Origin of the sequence: Myxococcus sp. AM009 (genome assembly GCF_013372605.1) — a bacterium.
Classification (GTDB): domain Bacteria; phylum Myxococcota; class Myxococcia; order Myxococcales; family Myxococcaceae; genus Myxococcus; species Myxococcus vastator.
The window spans coordinates 25,483-50,027 of the sequence record NZ_JABXEP010000019.1 but is presented as its reverse complement, the minus strand read 5'-3'; the positions used below and the strand labels follow the sequence as shown (position 1 = coordinate 50,027).

Sequence of the window (24,545 nt, the reverse complement as noted above, 5' to 3'; positions counted from 1 at the left end):
CTCCCCACGCCTCGGCGGGGGCCTCAGGGGAGCGGCGCGGCGATGCTCTGCCGGAAGGTGGCGAGCGCCGCCGCGAGCCGATCTTGCGCCCGCTGCACGCCCCTGCGCAGCAGCAACATGCGCACCTTCTCCGGCAGCGCGACGGCGCCCTGGCTGGTGCCGAAGCCCACCAGGTCCATGCGCAGCGTAATCGCCTCCAACAAGTCGCCCAGGTCCGCCTGGGGACTGGCGAGCAGCAGCACGTCGGGCGGTTTGCGCTGAAGGCGCTCGGCCAACGTGCGCCACTGGGGGTCGCCCGTCTCCACGATGACGACGTCCACGCGCTCCAGCTCGGGCGCGTAGGGCGGCAGCTCCACCGCCTCGAAGCCGGCGTCCTGCATGACGGCGACGGTGTTCGCGCTGCCCACGACGGCCACCCGGCCATTGAGGCCCAGGCGCACCGCTTCCTCGTAGGCCCGCAGCTCCGCCTCCAGGGCTTCGTAGGCGGGCTCCGGCGCGTCCTGTCCGGAGGCCAGGAGGGCCGCGGCTTCTCGGGCCACCTCTCGCGCCTGCTCCCGCACGAGCAGGCCCGCCGTCCGGCGCTCCAGGGCGGCGCGCACCTTGGCGCGCAGCACCCGCAAGTCGTCAAAGGGCTTGAGGATGTAGTCACTGGCGCCCGCGGCGAAGGCGGCGACGACGCTTTCGGAGCTGGCGTAGCCGGTAATCATCACCGCTTCCAGGGACGGCTGGAGACGGCGCGCCTCGGCGATGAGCTCCACGCCGCCCATGCCGGGCAGGTTCTTGTCCGTCACCAGGACATCGAAGCGCTGCTCGGCCAGCAGCGGGAGGGCCTCCTCCGCGCTCGCTGCCAGCGTCACCACCAGGTCGGCATCTCGCTCCAGGAGGCGGGCGCAGATGTCCAGCACGACGGGCTCGTCATCCACCACCAGCACCGTCGACGCGAGCGTCCCCCCTTCCCCTCCTTCACCCTCACCGGTTTCGAACGGGAGCTCCATGGCCACGCAGATTCGCACAGCTTACTTCCAACTACGAAGCCCGCATTTCAGGCCCGCTATGCTGGGGGCGTGGCGAGCTTCGAGGACGCATTGCAGGACAACCGGGTCCCCGGGCGGCTGGGCGACGTGAGGCTGCGCTATGACGGCGGCCGGCTGGTGGGCGAATCCCTGCCGCCGCCCTGGGCGCGGCGTGTCCTGCCTGGGTTGTTCGTCGGCGTTGGGCTGGGGTGCGCGGTGGGCGCCGCCATCCTGGTGGGCGTCCGGGAAGGCGCGACGGCGGCCTTCACACTGGGCCTGCTGGCGGCGGCCCTGGTGGGGCTGGCCCTCAAGCTGGAGTCGCGGCTGGGCCGCCGGCGCTTCATCCTTCACTTCCGCACCGAGTCCTTGCGGCTGGAACAACTGGCCCGGACACCCGGCGCCACCCGCGCGGCGGTGGTGCCCTTCGACGCGGTGCGGGCCGTCCACATGGTGGAGCGTCCCGGGCCTCGCTACGCGCTGGTGGTGGAGTACGCGCAAGACAACGAAGAGGGCCCGCTGCGCCGCGCGGTGCTGGTGGAGGATATCCGCGCCGCCGAGACACAGACGCTGCACCGCGTGTGGCGCATGCTCAGCAACGCCTTCGGACTCAGGGGAGCGGGGCTCGCCGGAGGGTGATTTCGATTTCGGTGCCCTCCCCTTGCGTGGAGGACAACCGGAGGCTGCCGCCGAACTGCGTGACGAGCTCGCGGCAGATGGACAGGCCCAGGCCGGTCCCCACGCCCACGGGCTTGGTGGTGAACATGGGCTGGAAGACGCGCTCCTGCAGCTCCATGGGAATGCCGCAGCCGTTGTCCGCCACGGTCAGCACCACGTCGTCGGCACGCGCCGTCCACCGGACCTCGATGCGCCCGGGACGTCCCGTGGTGCCCATGGCCTGCGCCGCGTTGACGATGAGGTTGAGCAGCACCTGGCACAGCTTCACCGGGCCGAAGGTGACGCGCACGGTCTCGCCGTTGCTGGTCAGCCGCGCCCGCTCCCGCACCTCGGCGCGCGCCAGCTTCACCGCGAAGGACACCACCTCCGCGACGTCCGCCGTGGCCTCCAGGTCCTCACCGCGCGCCTGGGCTCGCAGGCCCAGCGCCACCTGCCGCAGGTGCTCCGCGCCCTCCGCCAGGTCCTTGATGAGGGCGGGCAGGTCCTCCACCGTCTCCGCCACGGTGGCGTCAGGGTCCGTCTGCAGGTGCCGCGACACCTACTGGATGACGCTGCCCAGGTCGCGCTGCAGCGACACCACGTTCTGCGACAGGTAGCCCACCGGCCCCATCAGCTCGTGCGCGATGCCCGCCGTCACCTGTCCCAGGGTGGCCAGACGCTCGGACTTCATCATGCGTCCTTCCACCTCGCGGATGCGCAGCTCCAGCCGGGCAATCTTGAGCGCGTCATCGAGCGCGGCCTGGAGCTCCGTCCGGTCCCACGGCTTGACGAAGTAGCGCGTCACCTGACCGCGGTTGACGGCGTCGATGACGGCCTGCATGTCCGCGTAGGCCGTGACGAGCATGCGCTTGGCGTCCGGCGCAATCGTGCGCGCCCGCTCCAGCAGCTCCACCCCCGTCATGCCGGGCATCCGCTGGTCGGAGAGGATGACGCCAATCTCGCCCCTGCGCTGCTCCAGGAGCGCCAGCGCCTCGCTGGGCGAGGAGCTGCGGAAGATGCGGAAGCGCTGCCCGAAGTTCGCGTCGAAGACCCGGAGGTTCAGCGCGTCATCGTCGACGTAGAGGACCGCGGGGAGTTCAGACGGGTTCATGACGCTCCTCCTGGCCAGCGTCCCATGAAGGGGGCCAGGCTGGTAAGGCCTAGGATAGCGCCTCAACCCCTTCGCGATCTGCTGGGTACCGCGCGCACCACCAGGATAGCGCGAGCGCCTGACGCATCGCACCTCCCCGAGGGGCCCTATCCCTCCAGCGCCCGGGCCACCGCGTCCACGGAGCCGAAGCTGGCCCGGGGAAGTGAACCCAGGAGCGAGAGCACCAGGGCCGGGGCCTCGTTCTCACGGGCCACCCAGGTCAACTGCCGCGCGGACAGCGGAAAGACGGCGCCCTCAAGCGCCTTGTGCAGCGACTCAGCGAGCGGCAGCGGCGGACCTCCGCGCGACTCAAACTCCGACACACCCTGGGCAAGCCGTTCGCGTGTCATGTCGTCGTTCATTGGAAGCAAGTTAAGCAGCGAACGCCCACGGACGCCGACCTTTTTTCGCGCTCGTGGGACGGGCAGGGAGACAAGCCGTGCAACCCGCTTGTGGGTGGTCAGCGCGCGGCACACGTCCCACCGTTACCGCCACGAAGCGTGCCGGATGGCACCTGCTTGGGAGGACACAACATGGCGGACAGCAAGGGTAAATCCGAGGAGACGAAGCAGAACACGGCCGGAGATAACGGTTATGCGGAGCGCATCGAGCATGTGGAGGGCACGCGCCCACAGCCCTGGCCCGGAATCCGCGGTCGCTCGGACGATGAGGAGAACGAGCTGCCGACGGGAACGTCGCGCGAGCGGCAAGCAGGCGTGACGGAGACCCAGCGCAAGCTGGAGCAGGAGGCGCATGGCCACAAGGAGCCGACGCGCAAGTAGCAAGGGCCTCCACAGGCCCTGCCCCGCCCTCGCGCGCCCCAGGACGGGCGCGCGGAGCGGGGCAACTGGACGGCCTGGAACTAGAACAGCAGCCGCGTGGGGTGCTCGAGCAGCCCGCGCAGCTCGCGCAGGAACTCGGCGCCAATGGCACCGTCGATGACGCGGTGGTCGCACGACAGCGTCGCGGTCATCATCTTCCGGACCGCCAGCTGACCGTCGCGCACCACCGCCTTCTCGGAGACCGCGCCCACCGCGAGGATGGAGGCCTGCGGCGGGTTGATGACGGCGACGAACTGGTCGATGCCGTACATGCCCAGGTTGCTGACGGTGATGGAGCCGCCGGTGTACTCCTCCGGCCTGAGGGCGCGCTTGCGGGCGCGCTCCGCCAGCTCCCGCACGCCCGACGCGATGGCCTGCAGGCCCTTCTGGTCCGCATCCCGGAGGATGGGCGTGATGAGGCCCTCCTCCAGCGCCACCGCGATGCCCACGTCCACGCTGTGGAACTGGACGACCTTGTCGCCCTGCAGCGAGACGTTGATCTTCGGGTAGCGGCGCACCGCCATGGCCACGGCCTTCACGATGAGGTCGTTGACGGAGACCTTGAGGTCCAACGCCTTCGCCTCTTCGCGCACCTTCGACGCCGCCTCCATGTCCACCTCGATGGTGAGGTAGAAGTGAGGCACGCCGGGCTTCACCTCCGTCATCCGCTGCGCGATGACCTTGCGCATGGACGAGAGGGGCACCACGGTCGGCTCGGGACGCACGCCCGGAGCGGGCTGCGCGGCCGGGGCCTTCTTCGCGGCGGGAGCCGCCGCCGGCCCACGCGCGAGCGCCTCCTCGATGTCGCGCTTCACCACGCGGCCGGAAGGACCGGAGCCATTCACCTGGGTGAGGTCCAGCCCCTTCTCACGCGCGATCTTCTTCGCCACGGGGCTGGCGCGCAGACGCCGGCCACCCGCCTGGACCGGAGCTACCGGAGCAGGCGCGGGCTTCGGAGCCGCCGGAGCGGGCGCCGCGGGCTTCTGGGGAGCCGGAGCGGACGCCGCGGGCTTCGCCGCTGGAGCGGACGGTGCCGCCTTGGCGCCCTTCGCGGTGAGGTACGCGATGGGCGCGCCCACCTTCGCCATCTGGTTCTCACCGACGACGATTTCCGCCAGGGTGCCGTCGTCGTAGGCCTCGATTTCGAGGTTGGACTTGTCCGTCTCCACCTCGGCCACGGCCTCGCCGGAGGACACCTTGTCCCCCTGCTTCTTGAGCCACTTGACGATCTTCCCCTCCGTCATCGTCGGGGACAGGTTCGGCATCTGGATGGGAATGGCCATACGCGTTCAGGCTCCCTCGCGGTACAGCACCTTCTTCACCGCGGCGATGATCTTCGGTGCGTCCGGCTGCGTCGCGTTCTCCAGGTTCGCGGCATAGGACATGTTGACGTCCAGGCCCGTGACGCGCTCCACCGGCGCGTCCAGGTCGTCGAACGCCTTGGACTGGATGATGTCCACCACGGACGCGCCCACGCCGGCGAGCACCCAGCCCTCCTCCACGATGACGGCGCGGTTCGTCTTGCGCACGCTCGCCAGGATGGCCTCCTCATCCAGGGGCCGCAGCGTGCGCAGGTCCAGGACCTCCACGCTGATGCCCTCCTTCGCCAACTCCTCGGCCGCCTGCATGCAGAAGTAGTACATGCGGCTCCAGGTGATGATGGTGACGTCCGTGCCCTCGCGCTTCACGTCCGCCTTGCCGAGCGGCACGACGTGTTCGCCCTCCGGCACCTCACCCTTGATGGCGTAGAGCCGCTCGCCCTCGAACATGACCACCGGGTTGTCGTCCCGGATGGCCGCCTTGAGCATGCCCTTGGCGTCCGCGGGCGTGGCGGGCGCAATCACCTTCAGGCCCGGGAAGTGCGCGTAGTTGGCCTCCAGCGCCTGGCTGTGCTGGCTGGACAGCCGGCCACCGGCGCCACCCGGGCCGCGGAACACGATGGGGCAGCGCAGCTGGCCACCGGACATGTGCCGCAGCTTGGCGGCGTTGTTGACGATCTGGTCCATCGCGAGAATCGCGAAGTTCCAGGTCATCATCTCCACCACGGGGCGCAAGCCCACCATGGCCGCGCCCACGCTCAGGCCGGTGAAGCCCAGCTCGGCGATGGGCGCGTCGATGATGCGCGCGCTCCCGAACTTGTCCAGCAGGCCCTGCGACACCTTGAAGGCGCCGTTGTAGCGGCCCACTTCCTCGCCAATCAGATAGACGTTGGCGTCGCGCTCCATTTCCTCGGCGAGCGCCTGGTTCAGCGCCTCGCGGTACATCAACTCGGGCATCGTCGGCTCCGACTCGAATCTGAAAAAGGGTTGGTAGACAGGTCAGCGCGCGCCTAGCGGATGAGGCCCGCCTTCTTGTCGGCCGCCTCGGCCTGCTCGCGCGGCTCCAGGTCCCACGTCACCTTCAGCTCCTGGCCACTGGGGTACTTCGGCCAGTTCACCTTCTGACCCAACACGCGCTCGCGGGGGCGCACGTCCTCCTCGCCCTCCTCGACGATGGTGTCGCGCCACAGCTCTTCCAGGCTGGGCTCGGGCGACTCGTCGGCGAACTTCACCGCCTGGTCCACGAGCGCCTTGATCTCCTCTTCGATGGACTCGAAGACGTCGTCCTGGGCCAGCCCCTGCTTCTGGATGTAGGCGCGCAGCTTCGGAATCGGGTCGCCCTTGCGCTCCGCCTCCACCTCCTGCTTGGTGCGGTAGGTGGCGGGGTCGGCCATGGAGTGACCGCGGAAGCGGTACGTGTTGGCCTCCAGCAGCACGGGGCCCTTGCCGGCGCGGCAGTACTCGGCGGCGTCCTTGACGGCCTCGTACATGGTCAGCACGTCCATGCCGTCCACCGGCTCGCCGCGCATGTCGTAGGCGCTGGCGCGCTTGTAGATTTCCGGCACCGCCGACGTCCGTGAGATGGCCGTGCCCATCCCGTAGCGGTTGTTCTCACAGATGTAGATGACCGGGAGCTTCCACTTGGACGCCATGTTGAGCGTCTCGTGGAAGGAGCCCTGGTTGGCGGCCGCGTCGCCGAAGTAGCAGAGCGTGACGCGGTCCTCGTTGCGGTAGCGGCTGGCGAAGGCCATGCCCGCCGCCAGGGGAATCTGGCCGCCGACGATGCCGTAGCCGCCATAGAAGTGATGCTCGATGTCGAAGATGTGCATCGAGCCGCCCTTGCCCTTGCTGTAGCCGGTGCCCCGGCCCATCAACTCGGCCATGACCATGCCCGCGTCGCTGCCACGGGCCAGCGGCTGGCCGTGGTCACGGTAGGCACTGAGCATGTAGTCATCCGGACGCAGGGCTTCCGCCGGTCCCACCGCCACGGCCTCCTGGCCGATGTAGAGGTGGCAGAACCCGGCGATCTTCCCCAGCGTGTACTGCTGACCCGCGCGCTCCTCGAAGCGACGGATGAGGTACATCTTCCGGTACATGTCCAACAGCAGTTCTTTCGAGTACGGGCTGGCCACTGCGGGATGCCTCCATGCTGGCCACCCACGGGACTCCCGGGGCGGCGGACGCCGAGCGACTCAATAGCGCGCGGCAGGGGGACTTCAAAGCCTTTCAAACCCCGTCAACACCGGGCCTCTTTCAGGCGCGGTGCGTCAGGAGCCCAGCGCGAAGTGCGGGACGGAAATGACGCCGTCCAGCAACTCCACCGGCCGACCCGAGTGGTCCGTGGCCAGATGGATGACGGTGGCCTCTGGAAACTTCCGCCGGTAGTCGTTCGCGTGCGTGGGCTCGTTGTCGAAGGCAGCCACCACGCTCCCCAGCCGGCCCAGCCGCGCGTGCGCCTCCCGCTTGAAGGCGTCGTCGTCCTCGGCCAGCGTGGGCTTCATCACCAGGTGCACCCGGTCGTCATCCGGCAGCGCCAGGCCGTGGCGGCGCATGCAGGAGACGGAGCCCTCCCGCATGGCCTCGTGGCGGCCGGTGACGTAGACGAGCCGCGCGCGGGTCGCCACCACCTGGTGGGTGAAGCTGGCCGCGCCGTCGATGGCCTCGTCGTCCACGCAGTAGTCGCTGGTGAAGAAGCGCTCGGCCCAGAAGCGGCGGGCTTCGGCGAAGTGGGACTCCACCAGGGTGTCCTCCAGGCCGCAGGCGCGCATGGCCTCCTTCATGTCCCAGCCCGTCACCCAGTGGCGCGGCTCGCAGGCGGCCAGCACGGCCAGCGAGCGGGCGGCGCCATACTCCCGGAGGATGCGGGCCTGCCGGGGCCGGTTGTCGAACAGGGTGGAGTCCAGGTCGAACGCCAGCACGGCGGAGGGGCCCAGGGAGCGGGCGCGCTCCAGGATGGAACGCAGGGTGTCACGCCAGTCGTCGCGGATGCGCTTCTTGAAGTCGTCGTAAGCCATGTGCGCCGGGGAGATTACCCGCGCGCGCGCCAGGGCGCCGCCGAAACCTCAACCAGGGGCGTCATGCGCCCCCCTCCCTGCCTGGAACGTCGCGCCCGCCTCACGCCGCGGACTTCCACCCCGAACGGCTGGGCGGCGCTCCGGGGCCTGGGTCCGTGAAGCGCTGCATGCGCTGGATGCCGTTGCGGTCCAGCACCAGCCGCACGAACTGGACGGAGTCCTGACGGCGGTCCGTCTCCTCCTCCACCACCGTGAAGCGGAACACCATGTCCACCGGGTAGCGCTTGGTGCCGCGGATGTGGCCCACCGACAGGTCCGCCAGGTCCACGTACTCCAGCGCCAGCTCCGGCTCGTCCATGTCGCGCAGGAAGCGCTCCACGTTGAGGCGGAGGATGTCCGTCACGCCCGTCAGCCCCCGCTGCGTGCGCGGCAGGTGCCGGGCATCCAGCACAATCTGCTTCTGGTAGCGGATGACCGTCTCCGACAGCTCGCCCTGCGTCGCGGTGAGGAAGTCGTCGCGCTGACGCAGCGCAGACACCGTGTCCGGCACCTTCAGCGCGGGCCCGTAGTCCACCCGCTCCTCACACGCCCCAATGACGCGCCCGGTGACGGGGTCCACCAGGTTCGTGGTCCGGTCCGCCAGGTGCATGGCCGCCACCCGGCTGAGCATCCGACGCAGGCCCTCCTTGATGCGGTCCTTCACCATGTACCCCACCACGAGGATGAGGAAGAAGTTGAGGCTGGCCTGCGCGTAGCGCTCCTGCGCCCAGAAGGCCACCGAGGTGGCGACCGTCATCGCCACGCCCGCGGCCAGCGCGAAGAGCATCTCCTCCCAGCCCTGCCGCTTCTGCCGCCGCTTCGACGACAGGAACAGCACGTTCATGCAGAACTTCTTCAGGAAGCCCAGCCGGAGGATGTACTCCTCGTTGTCCCCCGTGGGGCTGAGCACGCTGCGCAGCCGGTGCTCCTTGCGGTACGCCTCCTCCCGCAGCACCGCCTCCATCAGGCCCTTGCGCAGCCCATGCCACGGCTCGCCGCGGGGCAGCGCCTTCATGTCCGCCACGGAGCGCCGGAAGCCGCCCTCCACCAGGAGGCTGACGTATTCGTCCACCAGCCGCAGCGACGCCCGCGAGCGCTCCTGCAGGTGCAGCTCCCCCACCGCGCGCAGCCACATGCGGAAGCGCTCCAGCACCCGCGTCACACCGGCCTGCATGGCGATGACGTCGGACTCCAGCACCGCGCACGCGTCCGTGGGCAGCGCCACCGGCCCCTCGCACCGCGACTCCACCCCGGTGGCGAAGCGGCGCAGCGCCCCGCGCAGCACGCAGGACAGGAGCTTGGCCTGGTACACGACGTCCTTCTCGGACCCCATCCCCGTGCGCAGCCACGCCTCCAGCCGCACCAGCGGCGAGGAGTCCGAGGTCAGCAGCTCGTTCACCGCCATCACCGGCGTCTTGAAGCGCACGTAGTTGTGGATGTCCGCGTAGAAGTCCGCCCGCGGGTACGTCTCCGCGTCGATGTTCAGGCTCCCGGGCAGGAAGAGATACGCCTCCACGAGGTAGCGCGTCTCTTCCACCCCGGAGGGCTGGTACTCGAGCTTGATTTCGAACTGCTTCCGGTCGTGGACCTCAAAGCGGCTCTGCAGGGGTGCGGGTAACTGGGACACACCTGGAGTCTACGTTACATCCCTGTCACGCGGGAGTGACCCCGGCGTCACACCTCGTTGGGGCCACAGGGATATCACCCGCCAGTGCCGGTCCGGTTCGCTGGCGCCGCCGGAGGCACCGGCAGGGTGGCCGGCACGGGCGTGGACTTCGGCTGGGGCCGGGCGTTCCACACCTGGGTGGCCAGCAGCAGGCCCAGGAAGGACAGCGGCAGCATGGCGTAGGGCCAGTTGCCCCAGTTGGCGGCGGTCTTCGCCTCGTCGCCCATCGGCAGGATGGAGCCCAGCAGGATGGACTGCAGCGCGGTGCCCGCGTACACGGCGCCGTCGATGATGCCCACCGCGAGGCCGGCGTTCTTCTTGCCCCCGAAGTCCATGCTGGCCGTGCCGGACAACATGCCGTGCACGCCGATGACACACAGGGACATGAAGATGACCGTCCAGCCCAGGGCGACGCTCTCCAGGACGAACAAGGAGATGATGGCGCCCACCGACATGCCGGCGTAGAGCACGGCGGACACGGGGCCGCGGCGCGAGTCGAAGACGCGGTCGCTGATGATGCCGGCGAACATGCCACCGGTGATGCCCGCCACGCACAGCAGCATGCCCCAGTTGGCCGCGACGAACGTCTCGCCGATGCCCGTCGCCTTCGCGAACTTGGGGTACCACTGCATGATGGCGTTGCGCATGAAGCCGCTGCAGAACTCGATGCAGAGGATGATGATGATGGCGCGGTTGGTCAGCATGCGCTTGAGCACACCCGCCACACCCAGCGCGGGCCCCGTCTCTCCGGAGGACGCGTCCGCGGTGTCGAAGTCCGGATGCCCCGCGTGGCCAGGCGTGTCGCGGATGACGAAGAAGTCCACCACCAGGAACACGGCGAGGATGGCCGCGGGCACGAAGAACGCCCAGTAGGTGGGCGCCGCCTTCACGATGAGCCGGCTCCAGTCGTAGGCGAAGTAGACGCCCAGCGAGATGAGGATGCCGAACACGCCGCCCAGCAAGCCGCGCTCGCGCACGTGGAACCAGGCCGCGTTCACCTTGACGATGGAGACCGCGCCGAAGCTCTGGAAGTACATGTTGACGGCGTAGAGGAACGACAGCGTCGCCACCAGGCCGCCCGGCGGCGCCCAGCCGTGCGTCAGCACCGCGTACACCACGCCGCCCATGGCCACGTTCGCCAGCGACGAGCCAGCGGCCGACATCAGGATGGTCTTCCGGCCACCGAGCTTGTCCGTCAGCGGGCCGTTGAGGAGGAAGGCCACGCCGTAGACGGCGGTGCCCCACGCGAAGATGGTGCCGAAGTCCGCGTTGGAGGTGCGGTCCCCCATGGCGCTGGTGGCCACGTTGAGGTTGTAGCGCCCCATGTAGAGGAACGCGTACGTCATGCCCAACGGGAACCAGTTGAAGAGCCGGCGGCGCTTGAACGCCTCCGAGTGGCCCAACTCCACCTTGGGCAGGCGCGCGAGGACGAGGCCGATGGCCCCCAGGAGGATGAGGATGGGCAGGAACTGGGCCAGCCAGGGGGGCAGCGACGACATGCAGCGACCTCTGCGGTGGATTTCGGAACGCCGCGCACCCTACCCCGGCACGCGGCGGCGCGAAACCAATGCACGCCCGTCAGGACGGGAGGGCGAGCAGCCGCGTCAAGGCGACCTCCGTCTTCGCATCCGGGATGTCACCGCGCCGGCACGCGTCCAACACCTCCTGGATGGGGCGCCAGTGCAGCTGCGTGCCCTCCTCCAGCGGCGACCCATCCCCTTCGGGCTCCTCGGGTGAGAGGTCGGTGACATCCACCGCGGCGGGGAACACTTTTTCGGACAGGATGCCCGGCGCCAGGAAGAAGGCCCCGCCCAGCAGCCGGATGTCCTCCGGCTTCACGCTGAAACCGGCCTCCTCATGGACCTCCGCCGCGGCGCGGCGACGCAGGCCTTCCTCGCCCTTGTCCTCCGGCTCCAGCAGCCCCGCGACGATTTCTTCCACGCGCAAGTAGCCAGACGCGGGGTCTGGAACCGTCATGGCGCCGCGGTTGTCCTTCCGGAAATACGCCGCGGGCCGGAGGTTCATCCGCGTCAGGACCTCCAGCCCTGACGCGCCGCGGCGGTAGACGAGCACCGCCACCGCGTCCAACCGGGGCCGGTCCACCACGTCCACCCGGTAGACGGGAGAGGAAGAGCCGTCCGCGCGCCGGTTGCGGCAGCGCAGCCGCCGAACCCTGAGAAAGCCCTCGTCGCATCTCGCGGTAGACGAGAAATCCTCGATGATCTCGATGTCAGTCACACTGGAATGACGCTGCCGCATGTCCGCCTGCTCTCCTGAGGAGTAGGAACGCCGATGGCCGGAACCTGGCCCGCCATGGTGGCGTTGCTTGCTCGACAAAGCTTGATCCCGTACCTTGCGCCCGCTTTACCGCTGTCTCCCCCCCGAAACACGGAATTCTCTTGATGCGTCGCCTCCTGCTCGGCCTCTGCTGCGCCCTGGCCTCTGCTTCGTGCATGCCGGTGCTGGAAGGCCAGGACTACAACCTCGAGGGGCAGGAGGTGCGTCTGACGCTCCTTCATACCTCTGACATCCATTCGCGCCTCATCCCCTACGACTTCACGCCGTTGAAGACGGACGTGGACCTGGGGACCATCCCGGAAGCGGGCCCCTTCGGTGGCGCCACGCGCATGGGGGCGCTGCTCAAGCGCGAGCGCTCCCGGGGCGAGCGTGTGCTGCACGTGGACTCGGGCGACTGCTTCCAGGGCGCGCCCATCTTCAACCTCAACACCGGCGAGGTGGAGTTCAAGTTCCTCTCCGAGGCGCGGCTCGACGCGGCCGTCGTGGGCAACCACGAGTTCGACGCGGGCCTGCTCAACTTCACCCAGATGGCGCAGCAGCACGCGATGTTCCCGCTGCTGGCGGCCAACTACTTCTGGGACGACTGGCGGGCGAACGGCAACCAGCAGACGGCCCTGGAAGTGGAGCCGTACACCATCCGCAACGTGAAGGGCATCCGGGTGGCCATCATCGGCATGGCCAACATCTCCTCGCTCAACTCCATCGTCGAAGGTGGCAACAGCCTCCAGGTGACGCCGCTGGAGCAGAACGAGGTGGCGCGCGCCTACGTGGACCTGCTGCGCCCCGTCACGGACCTCATCGTCCTGGTCAGCCACCTGGGCCTCCACGAGGACCAGGACGTCATCCAGGGCTACGAGGCCTATTACGAGTTCGGCCGCGCCAAGGCCTACGTGCAGCGCCAGAAGGAGCCCTGGGAGGTCCTGGAGTGGTTCGGCCCCGAAGGGGACGACAAGTCCGTGGTGCGCGTGCGCATCCCCGGCGTGGTGGGCGTGGACGCGGTGATGGGCGGCCACCTGCACGTCGTGCTCAACCCGCCGCAGCTGCTCACCGACCCCGCGGGCCGCAAGGTGGTGCTCGCGCACTCCGGCGCGTTCGCCAAGTACGTGGGCCGGCTGGATCTGGTGGTGAAGATGCCGGAGGTGCTCGGCGCCGGCGAGGGCGGCGAAATCGTCAGCCAGGACTTCCGCGTGTTCCCCATGGACGCCCTGTGGTGCGACGACGCCATGCGCCGCTTCCGCCACGACAGCAGCGTGTTCTGGGAGGAGGGCCAGTTCCTCCGCGACGAGCGCGTCCGTCAGGCCATCCAGGCGTGCAGGAACCAGGAGGACCGGATGACCACGCACCTGCTCCAGCCGTACATCCTGGGCATGGACTTCAACCTGCAGTTGACGTCCATCTTCTCCTACGCGCCGCGCGACGTGCAGCGCCGCAACAACTCCACGGGAGGTGACTCGCCGCTGGGCAACATCGCCGCGGACTCCATGCGCAAGCGCCGCCGCGTCGAGGCGGAGATGGCGCTCACCAACTCGCTGGGCATCCGCGACAACCTCTACGCGGGCGTGGTGAGCCAGGAGTCGATGTTCAACGTGTTCCCGTTCGAGAACACCATCAACATCATGTACCTCTCCGGCAAGGAGATGCAGGAGCTGTTCGACTTCGTCACCGAGCGCTCCGCGGAGCGCGGCTGCGTCAGTCAGGCGCAGATCTCCGGCGCCCGCTTCACCATGGACTGCGCCCAGGTGCAGGTGAACGACCTGCAGACCGCCTGCAACCCGGCGCTCAACGGCACGGACTGCCCCAACCAGGACCGCCAGGGCCACGCGCCGTGGCAGTGCCTGGTGGACCAGAGCAACGACTCCAGCGTGGGCCGCTGCTACGCGCACCCCGGCACCGACATCCAGATCAACGGCAAGCCGCTGGACATCACCGGCACGTACAAGATCGCCGTCAACGACTACATCGCCAAGGGTGGCTCGGGCTTCAACATCCTCAAGCGCAACACCACCCGCATCGAGACGGGCATCTCGCTGCGCGACTCGCTCATCGGCTACATGCAGGACTTCTGCACCTGTGAGGACATCCTCGCGGGCAACCAGACGTCCAAGGCGGGCCACTACTGCGGCAACCTCGTCAACGGCCGCTGGACGGTGAACGAACAGGTGGTGGGCTCCTGCCGCGCCGCCTCCGACTTCAAGGCCGCGCTGAACAAGCAGGTGGGCAGCTGCGCCTGCAAGGACCTGCTGTCGCTCCCCTCGGACGCCGCGGAGCGCTGCGGCGTGCCGGGCCTGACGGCCGAGGACATCCAGAGCCAGTGCAACGTGCCGGAGGGCCCGTACACCGGCCGCTGCAACTGCCGGGATGTGCTGGCGGGCAACAACCCCATCTGCGGCACGGTGACGAACCAGCTGCGGAACTTCTGTGAGAACCCCACCTCCGTGTCCATCGCGGACGCGGTTGAGGATTCCCGTATCGGCCGGAGGGTGAAGTAAATGAAGCGCCTGCTCTTCCTGTCGGCCCTGGCGGCGGCCGGCTGTTACACCCAGGAAACGCCCCAACCGGATGGCGTCGCCTCCTTCCAGGTCAACCTCACGGGCATCTACACCGGCGGCACGCGTACGCCGCTGCCGGTGACGAACGAGTGCGCCACCGCGCACGGTGGCCAGAACCAGGTGCCGCTGGAGATTCGCGGCACGGCGGACTGCCGGCTGGCCCTGCCCCTCACGCCGGTGGACTTCGACGTGGAGATTCTCGCCCTGGACGCGAAGGGCCAGCCCATGGAGTCGTTCAACGGGCCGGTCTCCTTCCGCACGGTGCCGGGCAACCTGATTGGCGAGTACCGCTACCGCTGGACCCAGCTCACCAACGGCCGGGGCACCGGCACGGTGCGCTCCGGCCAGCTCTACGGCGACGCCCACGTCTGGGTGCAGGACGAGCCGCCCCAGGTGGACTACGCCGACGGGCAGGTCATCCCCGGCGAGCTGCCCCAGGAGCCGGCGACCCGCACCAACTCCACCGGCCTGTCGCGGCTGATGAAGTTCGAGGAGCCGACCATCTCCACGGTCCAGGTTCCGCAGAACAGCGATCAGCTCACCGCTTACGCCGGGACGTACATGCGCATCGGGCGCAACCCGGAGGCCGGCCCCCCGCTGCTGCAGAACTGCCCCGAGGGAGACCCGAACGACAAGCAGCCGGTGACGCTGCTGGTGACGGGCACGGACCCGGGCGGCTTCTTCGTCACGGACATGACGGCCTGCCGCGTGGGCGAGAACAGCGTCCCGGGCGCCAACATCCAGACGGGGGAGCCGGACGGCTACTACCCCGGCCGCTTCAACTCGCTCTACATCTACAACTACTCCTTCCCCGAAGGGCTCGACCCGGGCGACCTGCTGTGGTCGGTGTCTGGCTCCGTGCAGGAGTTCACCTCCACCACGCAGCTCACCTTCCCCGCCTGGACGGTGCGCGAGCGCGTCCGGCTGCTGCCCCAGACGGAGTGGGACAAGTACCTGAAGCTGTCGCCGCCGGTGGAGATCAACGGTCGGCTGTGCGGCTACAGCGGCTCGCTCTACATGACGGACCCGCTGTGTGGTTACAGCTACGGCAACTACAAGATGGAGAGCCTGGAGTCGTCGCTGGTGAAGGTCCGCCGGGTGAAGTTCCCGCGCGTCTTCCACAGCTGTGACGCCAACGGCAACGGCACCGTCCCCTTCTTCTGTCCCAACACCCGCGCGGGCACCTGGGGAGGCTGCGGCACGGACAACCCGAACGACCCGGAGCTCGCCGAGCGTCAGTGCAACATCGACTGCACGCTGGGCATTGGCCAGTTCGCCGGGGTCCACTGCGCCGAGCGCAACACGTACAACGGCTTCGGCCAGTTCGTGGTGGAGATGAACCCCACCGGCGCCGCCGAGGCGGGCCTGGACGAGTCCGTCCCCGGGCGAATCCAGACCTTCACCGCCACCGTCAACGCGGACCCTTCCATCGTCAACTGGGCCCAGTCGGACACGTTCAGCACGGACCTGCGCATCAACGTGTCCTGCGACAAGCCGGCCAACGTGCGCTTCGGCGCCAGCGGCACGCCGGTGGCTTTGGCGGCCCAGACGCCGCTGCAGCACACCATGGCCGCGGGCGAGGGCACCGTGTACGCCTCCGTCCAGAACCGCGAGGACGGCACCCTCACCTGCAAGGTGGCGGCGGACGCGCGCACGCGCATCAACCTGGTCACCAAGGACGCGGTGCCGGACCTGGTGCCCGACTGCAGCGAGGATGACCCGGACGCCGAGGCAGCCCAGCAGTGCCGCAATCTGCGCGCGGCCAGCTTCGACGTCGTGGGTCACCTGCGGCAGGTGAGCGCTGCTCGCCCGCGGTGGAACGTGCTGCCTCGCGACGTGGACGACATCTGCTGCTACCCCGGCCCGGGCATGGAGTGCCCGCGGCCCATCCGGCCTTGCGTCAATCCGTAGTCTTCTGATGATTCTCGCGACCCGGTGACGGGAAGCAGGGAGGAGCGGTCCCCCGGACCGCTCCGTGGAGAGGGACATTGAAAACGCTGCAGAAGCTGGCCCTGACCGGCCTGATTTCCCTGAGTGCGCCCGCGTGGGCCAGTGACTTCGTGGACACCCGTCTGTCGTTCGTCTTCGCGGACGACAACGTGCTCGCGGGCTCTGGTGAGACGACGCCGAACAGCCCCAATGCGCGGTTCGGCGCCGGCAACCAGAACACGCAGTTCTACGACAACTTCAACACCCGGTTCTCCGGCTTCGAGTCCCTGTCGAACGTGGTGCTCTACAAGCGGGCACCGGCCTTCTTCGAGGGTTTGACGACTGAAGCGGCGCTGACGCTGCTGGTGCTGGAGCGGCCGTCGGGCGGCGTCGACATCCGCGACAACTCCAGCTACATCCGCCTCAACTACCAGCCGCCGGGCTGGAGCGAGAAGGAAGGCATCTCGCTCGTCGGCTTCCCGGTGTCCGCGGACCGCTTCCGCCTGGGCTATGCGTACCGCATCTCCTGGGGTGGCAGCGGCGTGTTCACCACCCGCGCCGTCACCAACGGCGTACCCGGCGGCAAGCTGCAGATCACCCGCGACAACTGGTACGCGTACGTCGGCGGCAAGACGGCGCTGATGCAGAACGAGCTCATCCGCGAGGAAGAGACCAAGTACGGCCTCATGGCCGGCGCGGGCTGGGACATCCTGGAGACGCTGCGCGTCGAAGCGGGCGGCGGCTACTTCCAGAAGGGCCTGGTGCCCGGCCTGGCGACGCTCGGCGTGGAGGCGCCGGTGAACGCCGCGGGCGTGTCCGGCCAGGTCGTCTACCACGTGGGTGTGCCCGTCGGCACCAGCGTGGACTTCCGGCTCTACAAGAACGACCCGGACATCTATCAGCGCTTCTTCGCGCCGGAGCAGTACCCGGGCGGCCTGTCGTACACCGTGTCGCTGGAAGGCAGCTACCTGTCGCAGACGCTGGAGAAGCCCAACGACTTCGGCGCCACCAAGCCGCAGGGCGCCACCGCCGTGGCCCTCCAGGCGCGCGCGAAGTATGACCTGCTCCGCGTCAGCCTCCTCGGCCTGTACCGCAGCCTGTCCTTCATCCAGTTCGAGGTGCCGGGCTTCCCCCCGTTCCAGGACTTCCCGGAGGGCACGGAGCTGAAGCCGGAGATGTTCCTCGCGGTGGGTGCGGACTACCACCTGCCGAAGCTGCACATCACGCCGGGCTTCATCCTCGGTGTGCAGCAGCCGGCCTCGTTCCGCAGCCCCTCGCCGGTGCTGGGCGGCAACGACCCGCCGCCGAGCCTCATCGGCACGCGCACCGTCGTGGTGCGTGACGTGAATCAGCTCAGCATCCTTCCGGAGACGTGCGGCCGCGGCAGCGCGGCGTGCAAGGCGGAGCCCATCTACTCCGCGAAGGCCACCTTCCGCTGGGACATATCGGACTCCGTCGCCGCCGTCGGTGAGGTCTATTACACCTACGACACCAACCGGACCACGTTCCGGGACGACGTGACGGGCGTGGCGCAGCCGAGCTTCGAGCGCCCGCACGCGCTGGGCTTCAACACGCTGCTCCAGGCGCGCTTCTAGTCCACCGCCCTGCCCCACCGGGGCAGCCGAAAGGCCTTGCTCGGCCCGGTCTCTCCTCGTGGGAGGCCGGGCCGTCGCGCGTCAGACGGTCGTCATCCGTACCACCTCGTCGAAGGCGGTGAAGCCCTGCGCCAGCTTGCGCACTGCGGCCTCGCGCAGCGTCCGCATGCCGGAGCGTCGGGCCGCGTCCACCATCTGTGAATAGGGGGCCTCCCGGGCGATGAGGTCTCTCAGTTCGCCCGCGCTGGTGACGATTTCGAAGACCCCCGTGCGCCCCACGAAGCCGGTGCCACGGCAACGCACACAGCCCGCGCCCTTGAGCAGGCGCACGCCACCGGGAAGCAGCGGCAGGGGGGCCTGGAGCGCGAGCAGCTCGTCCGGCGTCAACGTCGTCTCCTGCGCGCAATGGCTACACACCCGGCGCAGCAGGCGCTGGGCCATGACGCCCAGGAGGCTCTGCGCCAGGAGGAAGGACGGCACGCCCAAGTCCCGCATGCGCGCCACCGCGCCGAGCGCGTCGTTGGTGTGCAGCGTGGACAGCACCAGGTGGCCGGTGAGCGCGGACTGAATCGCGTTCTCCGCCGTCTCCGGGTCGCGAATCTCGCCCACCATGATGACGTCCGGGTCCTGGCGGAGGATGTGGCGCAGCGCCCCGGCGAAGTCGAGCCCCACCTTGGGCTGCACCTGCACCTGGTTGAAGGCGTCCCACACCATTTCGATGGGGTCCTCAATCGTCGTGACGTTGACGTCGGGGCCCGCCAGCGCCTTGAGCGCGGAGTAGAGCGTCGTCGTCTTCCCGCTGCCCGTGGGGCCGGTGACGAGGATGAGGCCGTGCGGCTGGTCAATCCAGGACTCGAAGGCGCTCTTCTCGTCCGGCTCGAAGCCCAGCTGAGCGATGTCCTGCACCAGCGTCTCCGGGTCGAAGATACGGATGACCACCTTCTCGCCGAACGCGGTGGGCAGCGTGGACACGCGGAGCTCGACTTCACGGCCATCACGCTCCGTCTTGATGCGGCCGTCCTGCGGCTTGCGGCGCTCGGAGATGTCGATGCGCGCCAGCATCTTCACGCGCGAGACGATGGGCGGATGCACCGGCGCAGGCAGCGTGTGCACCGGGTGCAGCACGCCGTCGATGCGCAGGCGCACCATGCTGGTGGTGCGCTTGGGCTCGATGTGGATGTCCGAGGCGCGGTTGTCGAACGCGTAGCGCAGCAGGTAGTCCACCGCCTGCACCACGGGCCGGTCCGACGCCTCCAGCTCCTGGGTGCCACTGAGCGAGACGAGCTGCTCGAAGTTGGCGACCTGGGCTCCGGCCGCGGCGCTGAAGTCGTCGGCGGCTTGCGCCAGCGTCTTCTTGAAGCCGTAGATGTCGCTGATGGACTTGAGGATGTCCGCCTTCGCGCTGAGGACGGGCTCCACCGGCAGGCCCGTCAGGCGGTGGAAGCTCTCGAAGAGCTCCCCGTCGAAGGGGTTGGCCACCGCCACCAGCAGCCGGCCCTGCGGGGTGCGCTCCAGGGGGAGCAGCACGTGCTTCTGTGCGTAGGGCCTGGACACGGTGCGCGTGGCCAGCGCCATGTCGAGCTTGAGCGGGTCAATCTTCCGGTAGCTCATGCCGGCGGCGCGCGCGGCGGCCTCCGTGACGCGGTCCTCGTCCAGCACGCCCCGGCCGTTGGACAGCGGCACCTGGAACGCCGCCACGACCTCCACCGGAGACACGTCGTACCGCGCGGCCTCCTTGCCGCCCGTGCTCCCCTGGTGCGCCTTGAGCACCCGGGCGCGCGCGGCGCCCTCGCGGGCCAGCACCTCCTGGGCCTGCTGGGGCTGCAGCAGCCCCTGGGCCACGAGCGCCTCCAGCACGAACAGCGTGGTGAAGTCATCCCGGCTCTTCGGAGCAGTGCTCCCCACGCCACTCACAGGCAGTACCAAGCGCGTCTCCTTTCACCCCGGCCGCCCGCCGGAGCGCGACCCCACAGCGTACCAGACGACCTTCGGCACACGGCGGTGCGCCGAGCGGAAAACACCCAGGGCGCCCTCCGCGCCACCAGCCAGGCATGGAGCCGCCGTCAGGCCCGTCCTGCGGCCGTGCGGGCACGGCGGCGCGCCACCGTCAGTGCACGGTGCTCGTCACCGCGAGCACGGCGGCATCCACCAGGGACTCTGGCGTCGGACGCTCCGCCACGGCCGCCGCGGGCACGCCCAGCCGCTCCAGGGTGGACGCCGTCGTCGGCCCAATCGCCACCACCCGCGCGGTGGCCAGGCGCTCGCGTCCGGCCTCTTCCACGAAGGCCTCGGCCGTGCGCGGTGAAGCGAAGAGCACGACGTCCGGCGGCGAGGCATCCAGCAGGGCCAGGGCCTCCGGTGGCAGGGGCGCGGGCGTGGCGCGATACGCCGTCACCCGCGTCACCAGGACGCCGCGCTCCCGCAGCCCGTCCTCCAGCTCGCGCCGGCCCTCCTCGGCGGCGGGGAGCAGGACCTCGTCTCCCGGTTGCAGCGCGTCCTTGATGAGGTTGAACAGGGCCTCGCCCGTGCCCTCGGAAGGTTCGGCCACCACGTCCAGGCCGTAGCCCTCCGCGGCACGCGTCGTGCGCGGACCCACGGTGGCCACCTTCACCCGCTGAATCCGGTCCTGGGTGCCCGCCTCACGCAGCGCCTCCATCAGCGCCTCCACGCCCGACGGGCTCGCGAACACCACCCAGGTGTAGCGCTGGATGTGCTCGGCCGCTGACGCCAGCGGACGTGGGTCCTCCGGAGGATGCAGCTCCAGCAAGGGCACGCTCAGCACTTCGGCGCCCTCATCCTCCAGGAGGAAGCACAGCTCCTCGGCCCGCTCACGCGGGCGCGTCACCAAGACTCTTCTGCCTTCCAATCGCCGTTCCACGCGCGCGGCAGTCTAGGACTCCCGCGCCTCGGAGCGGCGCGCGAAATCACGCAAGATGTCCGCCGCCCCACGCGACAGCAGGTCCTCCGCCAGGGCTTCACCCAGCGCATGGGCCTGCGACACGGGGCCGCGCACCTCGCCCCGCACCACGTGTGTGCCATCCGGACGGCCCACGAGGCCGCGCAGGAAGACGGTGTCACCCGACACGGTGGCATGCCCGGCCAGGGGCACGGTGCACCCCCCCTCCAGCTTCGCCAGCAGCGCGCGCTCGGCGGTGACGGCGATGCGCGTGGTGGCGTGCTCCAGCGGGGCCAGCAGCTCGCGCACGCGGGTATCGTCCGTGCGGCACTGGATGGCCAGCACGCCCTGCCCCACCGCGGGCAGGCTCACCTCGGGCGGCAGCACCTGGGTGATGACGTCCTCCAGGCCCAGGCGCTTGAGGCCGGCAGAGGCCAGGAGCGCGCCCGCCAGCCCCTGCTCCCGCGTCCTCGCCAGGCGCGTCTGCACGTTGCCGCGCACGCTGACGATGTCCACGTCCGGCCGGCGCGAGCGCAGGATGCAGCTGCGGCGCAGCGACGACGTGCCCACGCGCGCGCCCTTGGGAAGGGTGTCCAGCGTCAGCCCGCCCATGCCACAGAAGGCGTCGCGTGGGTCCTCCCGCTCCGGAACCGCGGCGAGCATCAGCCCTTCGGGGAACACGGACGTCATGTCCTTGAGGCTGTGCACGGCGATGTCCGCGCGGCCGTCGAGCAGCGCCTGCTCGATTTCCTTCACGAACAGGCCCTTGCCGCCCACCGCGGACAGCGGCGCGGACAGGAAGCGGTCTCCCTCGGTGGTCATCTCCACCAGGGACACTTCCAGCCCAGGATGACGCGAGCTCAGCAGCGCGCCCACGTGGCGCGCCTGCCAGAGCGCCAGGGGACTCTGCCGGGTGGCGATGCGCACGTGCGGCATTATTTGCCCCCCGTGGCGGCTTGAATCGGCGCGGCCATGACGGAGGGCGCGGCGGCGGCGGTGCCCACCTCCTCCTCCAGCAGCCCGAACAGCTCGGCGGCGGCGCCGGCCAACCGGTTGCCCTCCCCCTCCGGCCCCACGGCGCGCAGCCGCGCGGTGGGCTCATGCAGCAATTTGTTGACGATGGCTCGGCCCATGGCCTCGATGCTCTTTCGTTGCTTGTCGTTGAGTCCGTCGCCCAGGGCGCCCAGCGTGCGCTCCACCTCGGAGCGGGCGATGGCCTCCGCGCGCTGACGCAGCCGGGCCAGCACCGGCGTGCCCTCACGCAGCGCGCGCTCCTTGACGAACCGCGCTACTTCCTGCGCGACGAGCACGCCCGCCTTCTGCGCCTCTTCCGCGCGCGCCGCGGCGTTGTCCGCGACGAACTTCTGGATGTCATCCACGTCGTAGGCGTGCACCCAGTCCAGCGTGCCCACGGCCGGGTCGATGTCGCGCGGCACCGCCAGGTCCACCATGAACAGCGGCCGGCCCCGGCGCCCACGCCCCAGCGCGCCCACGTTGTCCCGCGTGAAGAGCGGCACCGGCGACGCCGTGCTGCACACCACGATGTCCGCCGCGGCCACCAGGCTGAGCAGCTCCTCGAAGGGCCGCGCCTGTCCGCCCACCTCCGCCGCCAGCGCCTCCGCGCGCGACAGGGTGCGGTTGGTGACGTAGAGCTTCAACGCACCGGCCTGCTTCAGGTGGCGCGCCGCCAGCTCGCCCATCTCTCCCGCGCCCACCACCAGCACCGTCTTTCCCGCGAGCCCGTCGAACACCTTGCTGGCCAGCTGCACCGCCGCCGCCGCCATGGACGTGGCCGCGCGGCCAATGGCCGTCTCCGTGCGCACGCGCTTGGCGCAGCTGAAGGCGGCCGCGCACGCGCGCATCAACTCACCGCGCACCGCGCCCGCGCCCTGGCCCCGCTCGAAGGCGTCCTTCACCTGGCCCAGGATCTGGGCCTCGCCCAGCACCATGGAGTCCAGGCTGCACGCCACGCGGAACAGGTGCACCAGCGCCGCCTCGCCCTGGTGCTCGTAGAGGTGCTCCAGGGCCTCCACGCCGCCCAGCGCCTGCAGCTCCGTCAACGCGCGCTGCCGCGCCAGCGCCGCGTTCGGCGCGAACAGGTACACCTCCACGCGGTTGCAGGTGGACACCCAGAGGGCCTCCACGGGCGCCTGGGCCAGCCGCTGGAGCACGTCCACCTGACGCGACTCCGGCAAGGCCAGCCGCTCGCGGACGGTGAGGGGCGCCGTCCGGTGGGACAGGCCAATGCAGATGAGCTCCATACTCAGGGCATCCTCATGGCCGCCGAGGGCGCTGACACGTCATACGAAGACAGGAAGGACACCATGACCAGGCAGAACCCCGCCATGGTGAGGAAAGCCACCCGCCGCCCCTGCCAGCCCGCGACGGAGCGCGCCACCAGCAGCGCGGCGAAGACGGCCCACGCGACCAGGGTGGCCAGCGTCTTCCCATCCACGGTCCAGGGGCCCGGCGCGGTGCCCACGAAGAAGGCCCCCGTGGCGAGGGTAATGGACAGCGCCAGGAAGCCCCACAGCACCAGGCGTCGGTTCAGCGTGTCCAGGAACTCCAGGGAGGGCAGGCGGGAGAACAAGAGCCCGAAGCGCTTCGCCCTCACCTGCCGCTCCATGAGCACGTACATGACGCCCACGCCCGCGGCGACCGCGAACGCGGCCAGCCCCAGCAGCGCCAGGGTGATGTGCAGCGGCAACAACGGCTGACGCACCCCGGGAGGCAGCGGCGCCTGCCCGCCCTGCATCAGCAGCCCGGGCAGCAGCGCGGCCAGCGCCAGCGGCGTGAGGAAGGCGCCGATGACGGGCCGGCGGTAGCGCACGTCCAGGAACAGGAAGATGACCAGCAGCAGGAAGGCCAGCGCGGAGAAGCCCTGCGCCAGGCCCACCGGCCGCCCGCTCTGCACCCCGAGCAGTTCGAAGAGCGCCACGCCATGCAGCGCCAGGCCGCCGCCCACCAGCACGCGCCCGGCCGTGGCCAGGGCGTCCGACTGGCGGACCAGGTAGGCCAGGTAGACGACGGCGGCGATGCCATAGGCGTGGCAGGCGAGCGAGACGAGCGTGTGGCTCATAGGGGCAGGCTCATAACCACGGAAGACGGACGAATCAGCCCATCTTGTTGAGGATGAAGGCAGCCAGAAGGTCTGCTTCAGAGTCCGGCTTCGTGTCCGCGCCCTCTGGCCTGGGCGCGCCGGCGGCGACCTCCGCTACATACCCTGGAACGACCTCATAGGCGTTGTCCCCCACCAGCACCGAGTCGGCCATCTGCTCGGCACCCAGTCGGGCAAGTTGCTCCTCGGTCTTCACCCGGGCCACCAACCCCTGGGTGTCTTCGCCCGACACGAGCTGGACGAAGTGGACCGCGGGCGTGACGGGAAAGGTCACGCCGCCCTCCGCCATCACCACCAGCCGGCCTTCGCGCAGGTCTGCTTTGTCCGCCAGCGCCCACTCCTCGAGCTGGGCCTGGGGCAGGAAGAGCTTCGTCACGCCCGCCAGCTTACACCAGCCACCCCGCCCCCGGGGGGACGCTTGGGGGAAATGGTTGAAACAGGCGCCATCCAGCCGCATCTGAGCCGCCAGATTGGCTGATGGTCG

General features: G+C 69.6%; 20 protein-coding genes and 1 pseudogene. 5 read left to right on the top strand and 16 right to left on the bottom strand.

Translation table 11 applies throughout. The annotated features are described in order from the left end of the window. Positions 1–23: 23 nt before the first annotated feature. On the bottom strand, positions 24–1,013 hold the full coding sequence (locus tag HV824_RS07230) for a response regulator (RefSeq protein WP_176415381.1): 990 nt from the start codon (positions 1,011–1,013) through the stop codon (positions 24–26). Positions 1,014–1,064: 51 nt separating this feature from the next. On the opposite strand from HV824_RS07230, the gene HV824_RS07225 reads away from it, so the two are divergent. After that, complete coding sequence (locus tag HV824_RS07225; protein WP_176415380.1) at positions 1,065–1,649, top strand: hypothetical protein; 585 nt, start codon at positions 1,065–1,067, stop codon at positions 1,647–1,649. Here HV824_RS07225 and HV824_RS07220 read toward each other — a convergent pair. Together HV824_RS07220 and HV824_RS07215 are read right to left on the bottom strand one after the other, a co-directional pair. After that, a pseudogene (locus HV824_RS07220) lies at positions 1,621–2,778 on the bottom strand (sensor histidine kinase). The gene HV824_RS07225 and the pseudogene HV824_RS07220 sit on opposite strands and share 29 nt — an antisense overlap. A gap of 146 nt (positions 2,779–2,924) precedes the next feature. Further along, positions 2,925–3,167 carry a DUF2795 domain-containing protein gene (locus HV824_RS07215; protein ID WP_176422955.1) on the bottom strand — a complete coding sequence of 81 codons (243 nt, stop codon included), beginning with the start codon at positions 3,165–3,167 and terminating at the stop codon, positions 2,925–2,927. 183 nt (positions 3,168–3,350) lie between these two features. On the opposite strand from HV824_RS07215, the gene HV824_RS07210 reads away from it, so the two are divergent. Beyond that, positions 3,351–3,599, top strand: a complete 249-nt coding sequence (locus HV824_RS07210) for a hypothetical protein (protein WP_176422954.1) — start codon at positions 3,351–3,353, stop codon at positions 3,597–3,599. An 80-nt stretch (positions 3,600–3,679) separates the two neighbouring features. Here the strand turns inward: HV824_RS07210 and HV824_RS07205 are convergent, their stop codons facing one another. The 7 genes from HV824_RS07205 to HV824_RS07175 all read right to left on the bottom strand — a co-directional run bounded on the left by HV824_RS07205 (position 3,680) and on the right by HV824_RS07175 (position 11,935). Then, a complete protein-coding gene (locus HV824_RS07205) occupies positions 3,680–4,921 on the bottom strand; it encodes a pyruvate dehydrogenase complex dihydrolipoamide acetyltransferase (RefSeq protein WP_176422953.1) in 1,242 nt (413 codons plus the stop codon). Positions 4,922–4,927: 6 nt separating this feature from the next. Next, positions 4,928–5,914, bottom strand: coding sequence for a pyruvate dehydrogenase complex E1 component subunit beta (locus HV824_RS07200; RefSeq protein WP_013939245.1), 987 nt, complete (start codon positions 5,912–5,914; stop codon positions 4,928–4,930). A 53-nt stretch (positions 5,915–5,967) separates the two neighbouring features. After that, on the bottom strand, positions 5,968–7,089 hold the full coding sequence (gene pdhA / locus HV824_RS07195) for a pyruvate dehydrogenase (acetyl-transferring) E1 component subunit alpha (protein WP_176422952.1): 1,122 nt from the start codon (positions 7,087–7,089) through the stop codon (positions 5,968–5,970). A 135-nt stretch (positions 7,090–7,224) separates the two neighbouring features. Further along, positions 7,225–7,971 carry a hypothetical protein gene (locus tag HV824_RS07190; protein ID WP_176422951.1) on the bottom strand — a complete coding sequence of 249 codons (747 nt, stop codon included), beginning with the start codon at positions 7,969–7,971 and terminating at the stop codon, positions 7,225–7,227. 100 nt (positions 7,972–8,071) lie between these two features. Further along, positions 8,072–9,637, bottom strand: coding sequence for a hypothetical protein (locus tag HV824_RS07185; protein ID WP_176422950.1), 1,566 nt, complete (start codon positions 9,635–9,637; stop codon positions 8,072–8,074). A 74-nt stretch (positions 9,638–9,711) separates the two neighbouring features. Next, entirely contained in the window at positions 9,712–11,175 is a 1,464-nt protein-coding gene (locus tag HV824_RS07180) for an MFS transporter (RefSeq protein ID WP_176410779.1), read from the bottom strand. A gap of 79 nt (positions 11,176–11,254) precedes the next feature. Next, complete coding sequence (locus tag HV824_RS07175) at positions 11,255–11,935, bottom strand: NUDIX hydrolase (protein WP_163780036.1); 681 nt, start codon at positions 11,933–11,935, stop codon at positions 11,255–11,257. A 143-nt stretch (positions 11,936–12,078) separates the two neighbouring features. On the opposite strand from HV824_RS07175, the gene HV824_RS07170 reads away from it, so the two are divergent. From HV824_RS07170 to HV824_RS07160, 3 genes are all read left to right on the top strand, one after another. Then, entirely contained in the window at positions 12,079–14,463 is a 2,385-nt protein-coding gene (locus HV824_RS07170; RefSeq protein ID WP_176422949.1) for a bifunctional UDP-sugar hydrolase/5'-nucleotidase, read from the top strand. After that, the gene (locus tag HV824_RS07165) at positions 14,464–16,434 is read left to right on the top strand and encodes a hypothetical protein (protein WP_176422948.1); all 1,971 of its coding nucleotides are present in this window, start codon (positions 14,464–14,466) and stop codon (positions 16,432–16,434) included. A gap of 77 nt (positions 16,435–16,511) precedes the next feature. After that, positions 16,512–18,047, top strand: a complete 1,536-nt coding sequence (locus HV824_RS07160; protein WP_176415369.1) for a hypothetical protein — start codon at positions 16,512–16,514, stop codon at positions 18,045–18,047. Positions 18,048–18,128: 81 nt separating this feature from the next. Here HV824_RS07160 and HV824_RS07155 read toward each other — a convergent pair whose 3' ends face one another. The 6 genes from HV824_RS07155 to HV824_RS07130 all read right to left on the bottom strand — a co-directional run bounded on the left by HV824_RS07155 (position 18,129) and on the right by HV824_RS07130 (position 24,518). Then, positions 18,129–19,973 (bottom strand): GspE/PulE family protein, encoded by a 1,845-nt coding sequence (locus HV824_RS07155; protein ID WP_176415368.1) that lies wholly within the window; start codon positions 19,971–19,973, stop codon positions 18,129–18,131. Between the two features lie 181 nt (positions 19,974–20,154). Next, entirely contained in the window at positions 20,155–20,925 is a 771-nt protein-coding gene (locus tag HV824_RS07150) for a uroporphyrinogen-III synthase (RefSeq protein ID WP_176415367.1), read from the bottom strand. Between the two features lie 12 nt (positions 20,926–20,937). Continuing rightward, a complete protein-coding gene (hemC, locus tag HV824_RS07145) occupies positions 20,938–21,882 on the bottom strand; it encodes a hydroxymethylbilane synthase (RefSeq protein WP_176422962.1) in 945 nt (314 codons plus the stop codon). Further along, positions 21,879–23,204, bottom strand: coding sequence for a glutamyl-tRNA reductase (gene hemA, locus HV824_RS07140; RefSeq protein WP_176415366.1), 1,326 nt, complete (start codon positions 23,202–23,204; stop codon positions 21,879–21,881). Before hemA ends, hemC begins: the two co-directional genes overlap by 4 nt. A gap of 2 nt (positions 23,205–23,206) precedes the next feature. After that, the gene (locus HV824_RS07135) at positions 23,207–24,022 is read right to left on the bottom strand and encodes an inner membrane protein YpjD (protein ID WP_176415365.1); all 816 of its coding nucleotides are present in this window, start codon (positions 24,020–24,022) and stop codon (positions 23,207–23,209) included. A gap of 34 nt (positions 24,023–24,056) precedes the next feature. Further along, positions 24,057–24,518: a hypothetical protein gene (locus HV824_RS07130; protein WP_176415364.1), complete on the bottom strand. Its 462-nt coding sequence runs from the start codon at positions 24,516–24,518 to the stop codon at positions 24,057–24,059. Positions 24,519–24,545 lie beyond the last annotated feature (27 nt).

Bases quoted from the DNA above. Each gene is read 5' to 3' on its own strand.
- HV824_RS07215 (WP_176422955.1), bottom strand. From the start codon at position 3,167: ATGACACGCGAACGGCTTGCCCAGGGTGTGTCGGAGTTTGAGTCGCGC.
- HV824_RS07210 (WP_176422954.1), top strand. From the start codon at position 3,351: ATGGCGGACAGCAAGGGTAAATCCGAGGAGACGAAGCAGAACACGGCC.
- HV824_RS07205 (WP_176422953.1), bottom strand. From the start codon at position 4,921: ATGGCCATTCCCATCCAGATGCCGAACCTGTCCCCGACGATGACGGAG.
- HV824_RS07200 (WP_013939245.1), bottom strand. From the start codon at position 5,914: ATGCCCGAGTTGATGTACCGCGAGGCGCTGAACCAGGCGCTCGCCGAG.
- HV824_RS07190 (WP_176422951.1), bottom strand. From the start codon at position 7,971: ATGGCTTACGACGACTTCAAGAAGCGCATCCGCGACGACTGGCGTGAC.
- HV824_RS07180 (WP_176410779.1), bottom strand. From the start codon at position 11,175: ATGTCGTCGCTGCCCCCCTGGCTGGCCCAGTTCCTGCCCATCCTCATC.
- HV824_RS07175 (WP_163780036.1), bottom strand. From the start codon at position 11,935: ATGCGGCAGCGTCATTCCAGTGTGACTGACATCGAGATCATCGAGGAT.
- HV824_RS07170 (WP_176422949.1), top strand. From the start codon at position 12,079: ATGCGTCGCCTCCTGCTCGGCCTCTGCTGCGCCCTGGCCTCTGCTTCG.
- HV824_RS07165 (WP_176422948.1), top strand. From the start codon at position 14,464: ATGAAGCGCCTGCTCTTCCTGTCGGCCCTGGCGGCGGCCGGCTGTTAC.
- hemA (WP_176415366.1), bottom strand. From the start codon at position 23,204: ATGGAGCTCATCTGCATTGGCCTGTCCCACCGGACGGCGCCCCTCACC.
- HV824_RS07135 (WP_176415365.1), bottom strand. From the start codon at position 24,022: ATGAGCCACACGCTCGTCTCGCTCGCCTGCCACGCCTATGGCATCGCC.
- HV824_RS07130 (WP_176415364.1), bottom strand. From the start codon at position 24,518: ATGCGGCTGGATGGCGCCTGTTTCAACCATTTCCCCCAAGCGTCCCCC.